This is a genomic window from Streptomyces griseoviridis, from assembly GCF_005222485.1.
Lineage (GTDB): Bacteria > Actinomycetota > Actinomycetes > Streptomycetales > Streptomycetaceae > Streptomyces > Streptomyces hintoniae.
The window spans coordinates 4,458,790-4,473,232 of record NZ_CP029078.1 but is presented as its reverse complement, the minus strand read 5'-3'; the positions used below and the strand labels follow the sequence as shown (position 1 = coordinate 4,473,232).

12 protein-coding genes are annotated in these 14,443 nt (G+C 72.3%); 7 read left to right on the top strand and 5 right to left on the bottom strand.

The annotated features are described in order from the left end of the window. Positions 1 to 4: 4 nt before the first annotated feature. From DDJ31_RS19040 to DDJ31_RS19015, 6 genes are all read left to right on the top strand, one after another. Positions 5 to 745, top strand: coding sequence for a response regulator transcription factor (locus DDJ31_RS19040; protein WP_171480850.1), 741 nt, complete (start codon positions 5 to 7; stop codon positions 743 to 745). Then, positions 742 to 2,376 (top strand): sensor histidine kinase, encoded by a 1,635-nt coding sequence (locus tag DDJ31_RS19035; RefSeq protein WP_127179100.1) that lies wholly within the window; start codon positions 742 to 744, stop codon positions 2,374 to 2,376. The genes DDJ31_RS19040 and DDJ31_RS19035 overlap by 4 nt, the downstream gene beginning before the upstream one ends. A gap of 14 nt (positions 2,377 to 2,390) precedes the next feature. After that, entirely contained in the window at positions 2,391 to 3,911 is a 1,521-nt protein-coding gene (locus DDJ31_RS19030; RefSeq protein ID WP_127179101.1) for a bifunctional glycosyltransferase family 2/GtrA family protein, read from the top strand. Then, positions 3,908 to 6,193, top strand: coding sequence for an ArnT family glycosyltransferase (locus tag DDJ31_RS19025; RefSeq protein WP_127179102.1), 2,286 nt, complete (start codon positions 3,908 to 3,910; stop codon positions 6,191 to 6,193). Before DDJ31_RS19030 ends, DDJ31_RS19025 begins: the two co-directional genes overlap by 4 nt. 242 nt (positions 6,194 to 6,435) lie before the next feature. Beyond that, positions 6,436 to 7,896, top strand: a complete 1,461-nt coding sequence (locus DDJ31_RS19020; protein ID WP_171480849.1) for an MFS transporter — start codon at positions 6,436 to 6,438, stop codon at positions 7,894 to 7,896. Positions 7,897 to 8,006: 110 nt separating this feature from the next. Then, complete coding sequence (locus DDJ31_RS19015) at positions 8,007 to 8,756, top strand: TetR/AcrR family transcriptional regulator (protein WP_171480848.1); 750 nt, start codon at positions 8,007 to 8,009, stop codon at positions 8,754 to 8,756. A 37-nt stretch (positions 8,757 to 8,793) separates the two neighbouring features. On the opposite strand, the gene DDJ31_RS19010 is transcribed toward DDJ31_RS19015, so the two are convergent. The 4 genes from DDJ31_RS19010 to DDJ31_RS18995 form a co-directional block, all read right to left on the bottom strand. Further along, the gene (locus DDJ31_RS19010; RefSeq protein ID WP_127179104.1) at positions 8,794 to 9,267 is read right to left on the bottom strand and encodes a PPOX class F420-dependent oxidoreductase; all 474 of its coding nucleotides are present in this window, start codon (positions 9,265 to 9,267) and stop codon (positions 8,794 to 8,796) included. Between the two features lie 211 nt (positions 9,268 to 9,478). Further along, on the bottom strand, positions 9,479 to 10,300 hold the full coding sequence (locus tag DDJ31_RS19005; RefSeq protein ID WP_127179105.1) for a YceI family protein: 822 nt from the start codon (positions 10,298 to 10,300) through the stop codon (positions 9,479 to 9,481). A gap of 176 nt (positions 10,301 to 10,476) precedes the next feature. Further along, on the bottom strand, positions 10,477 to 13,014 hold the full coding sequence (locus DDJ31_RS19000) for an MFS transporter (RefSeq protein ID WP_127179106.1): 2,538 nt from the start codon (positions 13,012 to 13,014) through the stop codon (positions 10,477 to 10,479). A gap of 13 nt (positions 13,015 to 13,027) precedes the next feature. After that, positions 13,028 to 13,519 (bottom strand): MarR family winged helix-turn-helix transcriptional regulator, encoded by a 492-nt coding sequence (locus DDJ31_RS18995; RefSeq protein ID WP_127179107.1) that lies wholly within the window; start codon positions 13,517 to 13,519, stop codon positions 13,028 to 13,030. A 196-nt stretch (positions 13,520 to 13,715) separates the two neighbouring features. Between DDJ31_RS18995 and DDJ31_RS18990 the strand changes: the two genes are divergently transcribed. Continuing rightward, entirely contained in the window at positions 13,716 to 13,916 is a 201-nt protein-coding gene (locus tag DDJ31_RS18990) for a hypothetical protein (RefSeq protein ID WP_127179108.1), read from the top strand. Between the two features lie 13 nt (positions 13,917 to 13,929). Here the strand turns inward: DDJ31_RS18990 and DDJ31_RS39875 are convergent, their stop codons facing one another. Beyond that, a complete protein-coding gene (locus tag DDJ31_RS39875) occupies positions 13,930 to 14,298 on the bottom strand; it encodes a hypothetical protein (RefSeq protein WP_346656281.1) in 369 nt (122 codons plus the stop codon). Positions 14,299 to 14,443 lie beyond the last annotated feature (145 nt).

The following is a 14,443-nucleotide window of genomic DNA, read 5'->3' as shown; positions in this document are numbered from 1 at the left end:
CATCATGACCACGACCTCGCCCCAGGGGCGCACCGAACTGCTGAGGCCGGACGGGAGCCCCGTCCGCGTGCTTGTGGTGGACGACGAGTTGTCGATCACCGAGCTGCTGTCCATGGCCCTGCGTTACGAGGGGTGGCAGATCCGCAGCGCCGGTGACGGCACCGGCGCCATCCAGACCGCCCGGGAGTTCCGTCCCGACGCCGTCGTCCTCGACATGATGCTGCCCGACATGGACGGCCTCACGGTGCTCGGCCGGCTCCGTCGTGAACTGCCTGACGTGCCGGTGCTGTTCCTCACCGCCAAGGACGCCGTCGAGGACCGGATCGCGGGTCTGACGGCGGGCGGCGACGACTACGTCACCAAGCCGTTCAGCCTGGAGGAGGTCGTGGCCAGGCTGCGCGGGCTGATTCGGCGTTCCGGTGCCGCCGACCGGCGTTCGGACTCCGTGCTGGTGGTCGGCGACCTCACCCTCGACGAGGACAGCCACGAGGTCTCGCGCGGCGGCGCCAACATCCACCTCACCGCGACCGAGTTCGAGCTGCTGCGCTTCCTGATGCGCAACCCGCGCCGGGTGCTCAGCAAGGCGCAGATCCTGGACCGGGTGTGGTCCTACGACTTCGGCGGCCAGGCCAACGTCGTCGAGCTGTACATCTCCTACCTGCGGCGCAAGATCGACGCCGGCCGGGAGCCGATGATCCACACCAGGCGCGGGGCCGGTTACCTGATCAAGCCCGCCGTGTCATGAGCGGGCGGCGGCAGTCGCGCCCCCGGAAGCGACGCGCGGGACAGCCGCGCACCCTGCGGGCGCGGCTCGTCGTCGCGTCCGTCGTCCTGATCGCCGTCGTCTGCGCGGTGATCGGCACCGTGACCACCCTCGCCCTGCGCTCGCACCTCTACGAACAGCTCGACGGCAACCTCAAGGACGCGGCGGCGCGCGCGGGCGGCATGGCCGTACCGCCGGGCGTCCCCAAGGACGGGCAGCCGGGGCACGACGGCTCCGTCAACTCGGTCGTCTCCACCGCCGTCAACCTGGAGGACTTCGTCACCCGGGGCCCGCTGGTGGTCGGCACGCTCATCGCGAAGGTCCAGAACGGGTCCATCACCGACTCCAAGATCGGTGAGAAGGACGCCAACAGCGCCGACGACAACCCGATGAAGCCCGGTGACCTGACCACCGCGCAGGAGCGGACCCTCGCGAGCGTCCCGCACGACGACAAGCCGCACAGCGTCGATCTTCCCGGGCTCGGCGGCTACCGCGTCACGTACGTCGACGGCACCAAGGGCACCTACTACGTCGCGATCCCCACCAAGGACACCGTCAGCACCCTCAACACCCTGATCATCGTCGAGGTCAGCGTCACGGCCGCGGGGCTCGGCGCCGCCGTCATCGCCGGATATGTGCTCGTCGGCGTCGCCACCCGGCCGCTGCGCCGGGTCGCCGCGACCGCCACCCGGGTCTCCGAACTGCCCCTGCACACCGGCGAGGTCAACCTCAGCGAGCGCGTCCCCGAGTCCGAGACCGACCCGCACACCGAGGTCGGCCAGGTCGGCGCCGCGCTCAACCGCATGCTGGACCACGTGCACGGCGCCCTGCACGCCCGCCAGCAGAGCGAGATGCGGGTCCGCCAGTTCGTCGCGGACGCCAGCCACGAGCTGCGCACCCCGCTCGCCTCCATCCGCGGGTACGCCGAACTGACCCGGCGCGGCCGGGAACAGGTCGGCCCCGACACCCGGCACGCCCTCGGCCGGATCGAGTCCGAGGCGGGCCGGATGACCCTGCTCGTCGAGGATCTGCTGCTGCTCGCCCGCCTGGACGCCGGACGGCCGCTCCAGTTCGAGCAGACGGACCTGATCCCGCTCGTCGTCGACACCGTCAGCGACTCCCGCGCGGCCGGCATGGACCACAACTGGCGCCTCGACCTGCCCGACGAACCGGCCCAGGTCTCCGCCGACGCGGCCCGCCTGCAACAGGTCCTCGTCAACCTCCTCGGCAACGCCCGCAAACACACCCCGCCCGGCACCACGGTCACCGCCCGTGTGCAGCGGCGCGGCCCGTGGATGTGCGTGGACGTCGAGGACGACGGCCAGGGCATCCCCGCCGAGCTGCTCCCGCACGTCTTCGAACGGTTCGCCCGCGGCGACTCCGCGCGCTCCCGCGCGACCGGCTCGACCGGGCTCGGCCTCGCGATCGTGCAGGCCGTGGCGGCCGCGCACGGCGGCGCGGTGACCGTCGACAGCGTTCCGGGACGCACGGTGTTCACCGTGCATCTGCCCGCGCTCGTCCCGCAGGGCCCCCGGCCGGACGCCGAAACGAACTGGCAATCGCACTCACAGGCGCAGCACAGTGCCACCACATGGGTGCAACAGGGCGCTTGACAAGAGTCGTTCCCATGCGAACCGACTCTTCTTCCGGCACCCTGCCGGCGCGGGAGCACCTCCCGGCCGGCGACGCCGGTACGCCTGTCCTGGACGTAGTGATCCCCGTCTACAACGAGGAGAAGGACCTCGAACCGTGTGTGCTGAGACTCCACGACCACCTCAGGCGCACCTTCCCCTACGCCTTCCGCATCACGGTCGCGGACAACGCGTCGACGGACGCCACCCCGGCGGTGGCGGCACGGCTCGGGGCGGAGATCGCCGAGGTCTCGCACTTCCGGCTGGAACAGAAGGGCCGGGGACGCGCCCTGCGGGCGGTGTGGTCCGCCTCGGAGGCGCCGATCCTCGCCTACATGGACGTGGACCTGTCGACCGACCTGAACGCGCTGCTGCCGCTGGTCGCGCCGCTCATCTCGGGCCACTCCGACCTGGCGATCGGCTCCCGGCTCGCCCGCTCCTCGCGCGTGGTGCGTGGGCCGAAGCGGGAGTTCATCAGCCGGGCCTACAACCTCATCCTGCGCGGTTCGCTCCAGGCCCGGTTCTCGGACGCGCAGTGCGGCTTCAAGGCGATCAGGCGCGATGTCGCCCAGGTGCTGCTGCCGCTGGTCGAGGACACCGGCTGGTTCTTCGACACCGAGATGCTGGTCCTCGCCGAGCGGGCCGGGCTGCGCATCCACGAGGTGCCGGTGGACTGGGTCGACGACCCGGACTCGACGGTGCACATCGTGAGGACGGCGACCGAGGACCTCAAGGGCGTGTGGCGGGTGGGGAAGGCGCTGGCGTCGGGCTCGCTCTCGCTCGACCGGCTCGCCCGGCCGTTCGGTGACGACCCGCGCGACCGCGACATCAAGGACGTCCCCAAGGGTCTGGCCCGCCAACTGGTCGGGTTCTGCGTGGTCGGCGGTCTCTCGACCCTCTTCTACCTGCTGCTCTACAGCGCCTTCCGGCAGTTCTCCGGTTCGCAGATCGCCAACGCGCTGGCCCTGCTGGTCTCCGCGGTCGCCAACACCGCGGCCAACCGGCGCCTCACCTTCGGGGTACGGGGCCGCGGCGGCGCCGTCCGCCACCAGGCGCAGGGCCTGGTCGTCTTCGGCATCGGGCTCGCCCTGACCAGCGGCTCGCTCGCCGCCCTGAACGCGGCGAGCAGCGAACCCGCGCACTCCACCGAGCTGGCGGTCCTGATCGCCGCCAACCTCGCCGCGACCGTGCTGCGCTTCCTCCTCTTCCGCGCCTGGGTCTTCCCCGACCGCAGGGACGGCGCCGTCGACGGGCCCGCGGCCACCGACGGTCCGACCGGCCGTCCCACCGGCCACCCCGTCGGCCGCTCGACGGTTGTCGCCTCCCACACCCCTGCCCCCGGCACCCCCCTCGGCACCTCCCCCGCCCCGCCGCATCCGACCGGCGCCGTGCCCGAGTACGCCGCGCACCCCGGACACCCGGAGCAGCCCCCGCTGCCGCGTCGCCAGGCCGCCCCGGCGCAGGGGCTCCGGCCGGCGCGCCCCTACGACTCCACCGAACCGGGGGACAAGCGATGACCACCCAGCACGACGAGACGACGCGTCCGGGGGGCGCCGCACCCGCCGACCCGCGGGACGCCGACCTGCGGAACGCCGACCCGCGGGACGCCGACCCGCAGGGCGCCTCCCCGCCGCCGTCCGCCCCGGATGTGCCGGACGTGCCGGCCCCCGCGGGCGGCGAGCCGCGGCAGCCGCTCCTCAGGAGAGCGTGGCGCGGCAGGCCGGACGACCCGCGCTGGGCCCGCCCCGCCCTCCTCGGCCTGCTGCTCGCCACCGCCCTGCTCTACCTCTACAACCTGAGCGCCTCAGGCTGGGCCAACTCCTTCTACTCGGCGGCCGTCCAGGCGGGCAGCACGTCCTGGAAGGCGATGTTCTTCGGCTCGCTGGACGCGGCCAACGCGATCACCGTGGACAAGCCGTCGGCGTTCCTGTGGCCGATGGAGCTGGCGGTACGGGTCTTCGGCCTGAACTCCTGGGCGATCCTGGCCCCCGAGGTCCTGATGGGCGTCGGCACGGTCGCCGTCGTCCACGCCTCGGTGCGCCGCCGGTTCGGCCCCGGTGCCGGGCTGCTCGCGGGCGCGGTGCTCGCGCTCACCCCGGTCGCGGCGCTGATGTTCCGGTTCAACAACCCGGACGCGATGCTGGCCCTGCTGATGGCGCTCGCCTGCCACTTCGTGGTGCGCGCGCTGGAGGACGGCCGGACCAGGTGGCTGGTGTGGGCCGGGGTCGCGATCGGCTTCGCGTTCCTCGCCAAGACCCTCCAGGCGTTCCTGGTCCTGCCGCCGCTCGCGATCGTCTACGCGGTCTGCGCGCCGGTGTCGGTGAAGAAGCGGATCGGCCAACTGGCGGCGGCGACCGGCGCGTTGATCGTGGCGGGCGGCTGGTGGGTGGCGATCGTCGAACTGTGGCCCGCCTCCTCGCGCCCCTACATCGGCGGCTCCCAGAACAACTCCTTCCTGGAACTCACCTTCGGCTACAACGGACTTGGCCGGCTCAACGGCGAGGAGACCGGCAGCGTCGGCGGCGGGGGCGGCGCGGGCGGCACCGGGATGTGGGGCGAGACCGGCTGGGACCGGATGTTCAACTCCGAGATCGGCGGCCAGATCTCGTGGCTGCTGCCCGCCTCCCTGATCCTGCTCGCGGCGGGCCTGGTCGCCACCCGCAGGCTCGGGCGGACGTCCGTGACCCGCGGCTCGTTCCTGGTGTGGGGCGGCTCGCTGCTGATGACGTGGATCGTCTTCAGCTACATGGCGGGCATCTTCCACCAGTACTACACGGTGGCGCTGGCCCCCTACCTCGCGGCCGTGGTCGGCATGGGCGCGGGCATCCTCTGGGAGAAGCGCGCTCAGATCTGGGCGTCCCTCGCTCTCGCGGCCTCCGTGGTGGCGGCCTCGGCGTGGGGCTATGTGCTGCTCAACCGGACCTCCAGCTACCTGCCTTGGCTGAAGTGGCTGGTCCTGGTCGGCGGTCTGGCCGGCGCGCTCGGTCTGATCTTCGCGAGCCACGTCAGGCGCCAACTCGCCCTGGCCGCGGTCGCGGTGAGCATCGTCGCCGCGCTCGGCGGCCCGACCGCGTACACCCTCAGCACGGTCGGCTCCGCGCACACCGGATCGATCCCGACGGCGGGCCCGTCCGGCATGGGCTTCGGAGGCATGGGCGGCGGCCCCGGCGGTGGCCGAGGCGGCACGGGCGGGGGCATGCCGGGCGGCGGCCCCGGTGGCGGCACCCAGAACCAGCAGAACGGCAACGGCTTCCCGGGCGGGGGCAACGGCGGCTTCGGCGGCGGGATGCCGGGCCAGAACGGCAACGGCAACACCCAGGGACAAGGCCAGGGCCAGGGCCAGCAGGGTGGTGGCGCTCCCGGCGGCCGGACCGGCGACGGCGGCGGCATGGACGGCGGCGGCATGGGCGGCGGCGCGGGCGGGCTGCTCAACGGCGCGACCGTCAGCTCCGCCGCGAAGAAGCTGCTCACCGCCGACTCCGGCGACTACACCTGGGTCGCGGCGGCCATCGGCGCCCAGAACGCGGCGAGTTACCAGCTCTCCACCGGCGACCCGGTGATGGCGATCGGCGGCTTCAACGGCACCGACCCGTCCCCGACGCTGGCCCAGTTCAAGAAGTACGTGGCCGCGGGGAAGATCCACTACTTCATCTCCAGCGGCTCGGGCGGCGGAATGGCGGGCGGGAGCGACAGCACCGGCACGTCCACGCAGATCACCTCGTGGGTCGAGAAGACCTACCAGAAGGTGACGGTCGGTTCGGCCACCTTCTACGACCTCACCCAGAAGGCGAGCGACTGACCACGGGCCCGACGGGCCCCGGGCACAAGGGCGGTGACCCAGGTCACCGCCCTTCGCCGTGCCGCACGGCAGCCGTCGCCGTGCCAGGAGCAGCCGCCAAGCCGGAAACAGCCGCCGTGCCAGGAGTAGCCGTCGCGCCAGGAGCAGCCGCCGTGCCAGAAGCAGCCGCCGCGCACAGGAGCAGCCGCCGCGCGCCACAAGTCGTTGTACGACGTATAAGAAACTGTTCTACGGTGTACGGCATGACGACGACCCCCCAGGGCCACCCGCAGCGCTGGCTCATCCTCGGTGTCATCTGTCTCGCGCAGCTGACCGTGCTGCTGGACAACACCGTCCTGAACGTGGCGATCCCCTCCCTGACCACGGAGTTAAACGCCACCACCTCCGACATCCAGTGGATGATCAACGCGTACTCGCTCGTCCAGTCGGGGCTGCTGCTCACCGCGGGCAGCGCGGCCGACCGCTACGGCCGCAAGAAGATGCTGATCGCCGGCCTCGCCCTGTTCGGCGTCGGCTCCCTCACCGCCGGACTCGCCTCCACCACCGCCCAGTTGATCGCCGCGCGGGCCGGCATGGGCATCGGCGGCGCGCTGCTGATGACGACCACGCTCGCCGTGGCGATGCAGATCTTCACCCCGGGGGAGCAGCCGAAGGCGATCGGCATCTGGGCCGCCGTCAACTCGCTCGGCTTCGCGACCGGGCCGCTGATCGGCGGCTTCATGCTGAACCACTTCTGGTGGGGCGCGATCTTCCTGATCAACCTGCCGGTCGCCGCGCTCGGCCTGGTCGCGGTCGTCGCCCTGGTCCCCGAGTCGAAGAACCCGCAGGGCGACCGCCCCGACCTGCTGGGTGCGCTGCTCTCCACGGTCGGCATGAGCGCCCTGGTCTTCGCGATCATCTCGGGCCCTGCGCACGGCTGGACCTCCGGCAGGGTGCTGACCAGCGCGGCCGTCGCCGTCGTCGTCCTCGCGCTGTTCGGGTACTGGGAGAGCCGCATCCCGTACCCGATGCTCGACCTGCACTTCTTCCGCAACCGCCGGTTCACGGGGGCGGTCGCGGGCGCGGTGCTGATCGCGTTCGGCATGGGCGGCTCGCTGTTCCTGCTCACCCAGCACCTGCAATTCGTGCTCGGCTACGGCCCGTTGGAGGCCGGACTGCGCACCGCGCCGCTCGCGCTGACCATCGTCGCGCTCAACTTCACCGGTGTCGCCGCGAAGTGGATGACCCGGCTCGGCACACCGCTGGCCATCGCGATCGGCATGGTGCTGATGTCGGGCGGTCTGGTCGTCATCGCGCTGCTGGCGTCCGGCGGTTACCCCGGGACGCTGCTCGGGCTGCTGCTCATCGGCGCGGGCGGCGCCGTCGCCAGCCCCGCGATGGCGCACGCCATCATGAGCGCGATACCGCCCGCCAAGGCCGGTGTCGGCGCCGGGATCAACGGCACGCTGGCCGAGTTCGGCAACGGGCTCGGCGTCGCCGTCCTCGGCGCGGTCCTCAACTCCCGTTTCCTGGCGGTGTCGTTGCCGGTGGCGCTGGCCGCGGCCGGCTCCGCGGCCGAACGGCGGCGGGTGACGGACTCCTTCTCGGCGGGGCTCGAGACGAGCCTGCTGGTCGGCGCGTGCGCGGTGCTGCTGGGCGGGCTGCTGGCGGCGGTCCTGCTGCGCAGGGCCGAACGCGCGGAGTCGGACGTGGTGACCGCCTAGGCACCCGGGTGCTTGGGTAGACGTGCGGCTGCGGGTTCGTTCGGGCTGGTCGCACGGTCCGCCCGGAGACTCGGGGGCGGCCGGTGTGCGGAGGCGAGGAAGGTGTGCGCATGACGAATGCGGCCGGTCGGTCCAGCGTGTGGCTGGAGGGCAAGGCCCGGCGGGGCGGACGCGGCGGGCAGCCGTCGGGGCTCGACCGGGAGCGGATCACCGCGGCCACCGTCCGGCTGCTGGACGCGGAGGGGCTCGCCCGGTTCTCGATGCGCAGGCTCGCCGCCGAACTGAACGTCACCGCGATGTCCGTCTACTGGTACGTCGACACCAAGGACGACCTCCTTGAACTCGCCCTGGACGCCGTCTACGGCGAGCTGCTGCTGCCCGACCCGGCCGAGCCACGGGAGTGGCGCGACCGGCTCCGCGCGCTGGCGGGCCAGTACCGGGCCCTGCTGGTCCGGCACCCCTGGCTGTCGCCGCTGGTCGGCACGTACCTCAACATCGGCCCGAACGCGCTGGCCTTCGCCCGGGTCGTGCAGCGGACCCTGCGCGGGACCGGCCTCCCGGCGTCCAGGCTGACCGGCGCGATCTCCGCCGTCCTCCAGTTCGTGTACGGGTTCGGCACCATCGAGGGCCACTTCGGGGCGCGTGTCGCGGCCGCCGGCATGACCCACGACGAGTACTTCCGGCACTCGGTGAGCGCCGCGAGCCAGGACCCGGGCGCCGCCGCGATGATCGAGGAGTCCGCCGACATCATGGAAGCGCGCGGCGGCGACACCCCGCAGGAGATGTGGGAACGCGACTTCACCTTCGGCCTCGACCTCCTGGTGGCGGGCATCGAGGCGATGCTGACCCGCGAGGAGTGAGCCGCGGGCCCGGCCGCGTCCCCTCCCGGGCCCCGGGTCACGCCTCCGGAGTCGCCAGCCGCGCCGGGAACCCGCCGGTGGCCACCGGGCCCCACTTCCGGGGCGTGATCCGGATGATCGACTTGCCCTGCTTCGCCATGGCCGCCCGGTACTCGTCCCAGTCCGGGTGCTCACCCGCGATGTTGCGGTAGTACTCGACGAGCGGCTCGACGGAGTCGGGGGCGTCGATGACCTCGGCGGTCCCGTCGATCTGCACCCACGGCCCGTTCCACTCGTCGCTCAGCACGACAAGGCTGACCTGCGGGTCACGCTTGGCGTTGCGCGTCTTGGCCCGCTCGGGGTACGTGGACATGACGATCCGCCCGGAGTCGTCGACCCCGCAGGTGAGCGGCGAGGCCTGCGGCCCCCCGTCACCACGCCGGGTCAGCAGCAGCGCCCGATGCCTGGGCCGCACGAAGTCCAGCAACTCGTCGAGGGAGACGCGGGTGTTGGTAGCGATGTTCGGTGCCATACGGCCACCCTAGGCCGCACTCGGCCGATCCCGCGTAGCCGTCCCCGACACGCTGGGCGCGGGGCGGGAACCGCCCGCGCCGGACGGCGGGCGCGGAGAGTCCCCGTGCCCGCCGTCCAGGTCGGACTCCTGTCCACCGTCCAGGTCGGACTTCTGCCCGCCGTCCGGTTCGAACTTCCGCCCGTCCGGGTGGCCCCGCCCCCACCCCCGCTCACCCCTCCGGCAGTGACTCCCCCTGGACCGCCTGGACGTCCAGTTCCACGCGGAGGGTCGTGCCGATCGCCGCGATGCCCGCCTGGACGACCTGGTTGTAGTTCATGGCGAAGTCGTCGCGGCGCAGTTCCGTCGTGGCGCGGAACGCGGCGCGGGTGCCGCCCCACGGGTCGGCGCCGGTGCCGAGGTAGGCGAGGTCGAGGTCGACCGCGCGGACCACGCCGTGCAGGGTCAGGTCGCCGTGGACGGTCCAGCGGTCGGGGCCCGCCGGGGCGATGCCCGTGGAGCGGAACGTGATCTCCGGGAACCGTTCGACGTCCAGGAAGTCGGGGGAGCGCAGATGGTCGTCGCGCATGGCGTTGCCGGTGTCGATGGAGGAGGCCCGGATGACGGCCTCGACGCGGGACTTCTCGACCTCGTCGGGGGCGATCTCGATCCGCGCGCCGAAGTCGGTGAACCGGCCGCGCACGCTGGAGATCCCCAGGTGCTGGGCGACCGCGCCGACCGAGGAGTGCGCGGGGTCGACGGTCCACGGGCCGGGCGGCGGGAGTTCGGTGCCGCCCTGCCTGGCCAGCGTCACGTTGCCCAGGTCGGCGCGTCCGCTCGCGGTGACGAGCGCGCTGGAGGCGACGGGCGCGTACCCGATCGCCGTGACGATCACGGTGTAGGCGCCCGGCGCGAGCGCGGTCGGGTGCCGTACGGCGCCTTCGGGGTCGGCCTCGGCGCGCACCACCTGGGTGCCGGTCATGTCGGTCACCGTGACGACCGCGTGCGACACGGCCCATCCGTCCCTGGTACGGATCTTCGCGGTCAGTGCCATCCCGTGTTTCTCCTTGCGGGCCGTGCCGGTGCTGCGTGGGGTCGCGGGGCGTGGCCGATGTGTCGGGTCGGTGCGTGGGGGGAGTGGGGGTGAGGGGCGAGTGCGGTGGGGGAGCAGGCCGGCCCGTGGTGGGGACGCCTCGGTCGGAGGCGTGCCCACCACGGGCCGGGTGTGAACTACTCGCCCGGGTGGGCGAGTTCGATGTCGTGGCCGTCGACGCCCGGACCGGTCACCGTCAGCGCGGTGGCGGCCGGCGGGTAGCCGGTGGCGATGACCGTGTACTCGCCGCCGTCGAGGTCGGCGAAGGCGTACGCCCCGTCGATCCCGGTGGTGGCGGTGCCGACGACGTTGCCCGCCGCGTCGACCAGGGTGACCCGCGCGTCGGCCAGCGGCCCGTGCGGTGCCCGGACGACGCCCTGGAGCTGGGCGCCCGCGTCGAGGTCGACCTCGATCCGGGTGACCCCGGCGCCGCCCACCTCGACGGGCAGCGCCCGCGGCCGGAACCCGGCGGCGTTCACCGCGACGGTGACGGCGCCCGGCACCAGCTCGGCGAACCCGAACTCGCCGTTCTCCCCGGTGGTGCCGGTGGCCAGCAGGTCGCCGCGCACATCGGTGACGATGACCATCGCGTCCTTGACGGCCAGTCCGGTCTGCGCGGCCCTGACCAGGCCGTTCAGCCCGCTGGTGCCGCTGAGCAGGATGTCGTAGGCCACCGCGTCGCCGTTCACGACGATCGTGGAGGCCTGCGGCTGGAAGCCGTCGGCTGAGGCGATCAGCACGTAGGAGCCGGTGCCCGGCGCGTCCAGCGTGTAGGACCCGTCGGCCTGGGCGACCGAGCGGCCGAGCTGCCGTCCCGCGAGCGAGATCAGGGTGACGGCGGCCTGCGGCACCGGCGCGCTCTCGGCGCCCCGCACGAACCCGTGCACCGGGATTCCCCCGGCGTCCGCGAACTGCTGTTCGGGCCGGTCCGCCGTGGCGAGCGCGGCGAGCCGCCGGGTGTCCTCGGGCGCCGTCCCGAGACCGTCGGCGGTCGCGACGCCGTCGGCGGCGGTGGCCGTGACCTGGCCCGGCGCGGACGCCTGGGCCGGTATCTCGGCGGTGGCGGGCTCCTCGTCGCCCGCGGTCTGGGCCAGCGCGCCCCTGGTGCGCAGCGGGACCTCCTTGATGAACAGCGTGACCAGGAGGGCCAGCAGCGCCATCACGGCGGCGATCATGAAGACGTCCGCGATGCCGTGGCCGTACGCGCTCTCCATGACGGTGCGCAGCGGCGCGGGCAGCTTGTCCATGTCCGGGATCGCGCCCGAGGAGCCCGAACCGGCCAGCGAGGCGTACTTGGGTCCGAGGTCGGCGATGCCGTCCTGGGCGTAGTCGGTGATGCGGCTGGCCATCACGGCGCCGAGCGCCGAGACGCCCATGGCGCCACCGAGGGACCGGAAGAAGGTGACCGTGGAGCTGGCCGAGCCGAGGTCGGCGGGGTCGACCTGGTTCTGCGTGGAGAGCACCAGGTTCTGCATCATCATGCCGACGCCGAGACCCAGCAGGGCCATGAAGACGGCCGTCTTCCAGTAGTCCGTGTCGTAGCGGATGGTGCCCAGCAGGCCGAGGCCCGCCGTGATGAGCACGCCACCGCTGACCAGCCACGCCTTCCACTTGCCCGTGCGGGTGATGAACTGCCCGGAGACCGTGGACGAGACGAACAGACCGCCGATCATCGGGATGGTCATGACGCCCGACATGGTCGGCGACTTGTCCCGGGCCAGCTGGAAGTACTGGGCGAAGAAGACGGTGCCGGAGAACATCGCGACACCGACGAACATCGAGGCGAGCGAGGACAGCGTGATCGTCCGGTTGCGGAACAGCCGCAGCGGGATGATCGGTTCCTTGGCCCTCGACTCGACGTAGACGAAGATCAGGCCGAGCAGGAGGGAACCCGCGACCATCACGGCGGTCTGCCAGGACAGCCAGTCGTACTTGTCACCGGCGAAGGTGACCCAGACCAGCAGCAGCGAGACGGCGGCCGAGATGAAGAACGCGCCGGCCCAGTCGACCTTCACGTCCCGCTTCACGACGGGCAGGTGCAGCGTCTTCTGGAGCACGATCAGCGCGATGACCGCGAACGGCACACCGACGTAGAAGCACCAGCGCCAGCCCAGCCAGCTGGTGTCGGTGATGACACCGCCGAGCAGCGGGCCGCCGACGGTGGCGACGGCGAAGGTCGCGCCGAGGTAGCCGGAGTAGCGGCCGCGCTCGCGGGGCGAGATCATCGCGGCCATCACGATCTGCGCGAGGGCGGAGAGACCGCCGACGCCGATGCCCTGCACCACCCGGCAGGCGATGAGCATCGCCGGGTTCTGCGACAGGCCGGCGGCCGCCGAGCCCAGCACATAGATGACCAGGGCTATCTGGACGAGCGCCTTCTTGTTGTACAGGTCGGCGAGCTTGCCCCACAGCGGGGTGGCGGCCGTCATGGCCAGCAGCGTCGAGGTGACGACCCAGGTGTAGGCGGACTGGCCGCCGCCGAGGTCGCCGATGATCTCCGGGAGGGCGTTCGAGACGATCGTGGACGACAGGATCGCCACGAACATGCCGAGCAGCAGGCCGGAGAGTGCTTCCATGATCTGCCGGTGCGTCATGGGGACGTCGCCGGAGGGACCGGTGGATCCTCCCCCGTGCTTGGCATGAGCCCGCACACCGGCTGGTGTGGTCGTTGCCATGGACTTCCTTATCTCACGTGTTCGCGGGTGTACGGGTGGTCGGTGCGAGTGCGGGTGGCGGGAGCCTGGCCGGCGCACGGCAGTCGTCGAAACTCGCCCGCAGCCGGGTCATCAGGACGATGAGCTGGGCGACTTCGTCGTCGCTCCAGTCGCCGAGGCGGTCGGCGAGCAGTTGGGCGGTCCGCTCGGACAGCTCCTCCAGGAGGGCGACGCCCTCCGGTGTGAGGTGCAGGATCCGGGACCGCTTGTCCGCCGGGTCGGGGGAGCGGTCGATCCAGCCGCGCTCGGCGAGGTGCGCCGCGTGCCTGCTGGTGACCGACATGTCCACCGAGAGCAGCTCGGAGAGCTTGCTCATGCGCATGGCGCCGTGGCGCCCGAGGAGGGTCAGTACGGCTGCGCTTCCGCTCGGGCAGTCGGACGGCAGGATCCGCCCCAACTCCCTTTTCACGGCCCCGAAGGCGCTGAACTGACGGAGCAGTTCCTCGTACTGGGCCCGCTCGGCCATCCCCGACCTCCCACGTTTGTTGCTTGGGGCAACCATAGAAGTTGTTGGTTGCCACAGGCAAACAAAAAGGGGGCACACGGGACAAAAACTTGGCAAAGTCAAGTATTGCGATAGTAAACGCGCAGGTGAGGGCAGTCAGGGGCACCGGAGGCCCCGCACTTGGGTCGGCACCGCGGATTCGCTAGGGTCTCGTGCCATGGCTAACCCCCAGAACCCCCAGGGCAACCCCGACCCGGCCGGCAGCACCCAGATGTTCCGCGCGTTCGTCGACGAGGGCCCGCAGGGCCGTCAGCAGGCGCAGCAGCCGGTCTCCTCCGGTCCGCGCGTCGGCCTGATCGTCGGCGTCGTCGTCGCTGTCCTCGTCGTCGCCGCCGTCGCCTGGCTCGCGCTCAAGTAACCGACCGCGCGGGCTACTTCCACCGGACGGTCACGTCCCGCGTCTCGACGTGCATGCCCCACGGCACCCGCCAGGCGTCCACGCACACCGTCCAGGTCTTCGCAACGCGCGCTCCGGCCCCGATCGGCGTCGGCAGGTCCTCGGTCGACATGACCGTCGCCCAGTCGACGCCCAGCGCGCCGATGACGTGCGTCCCGAACGTGACGGTCCCCGAACGCACCGCGCTCCCGCCCGAGTTGCGGAAACCGACGGTCACGTCCTCGCACCACCGCACCTCGCCGACCGCCCGCACGGGCTCGCCCCAGCGCAACGCGGCGGGCGCGGCCTCCGTCGGCGCCGCGGAACCCGAAGAGCCCCCGCCGACCGGGGAACTCCCGCCCACGGAGGGCGACTTAGCGCCTGGAGCGCCTGGAGCGCCTGGAACCCCCGAGTCGGCGTCCCCCGCGCCCCCACCGGACGCGGACCCCGGGCCTGTCCCCGACGCCGATCCCCTCGCGGCCGTCGGCGGCCCCGAACTCCCGCCCGCC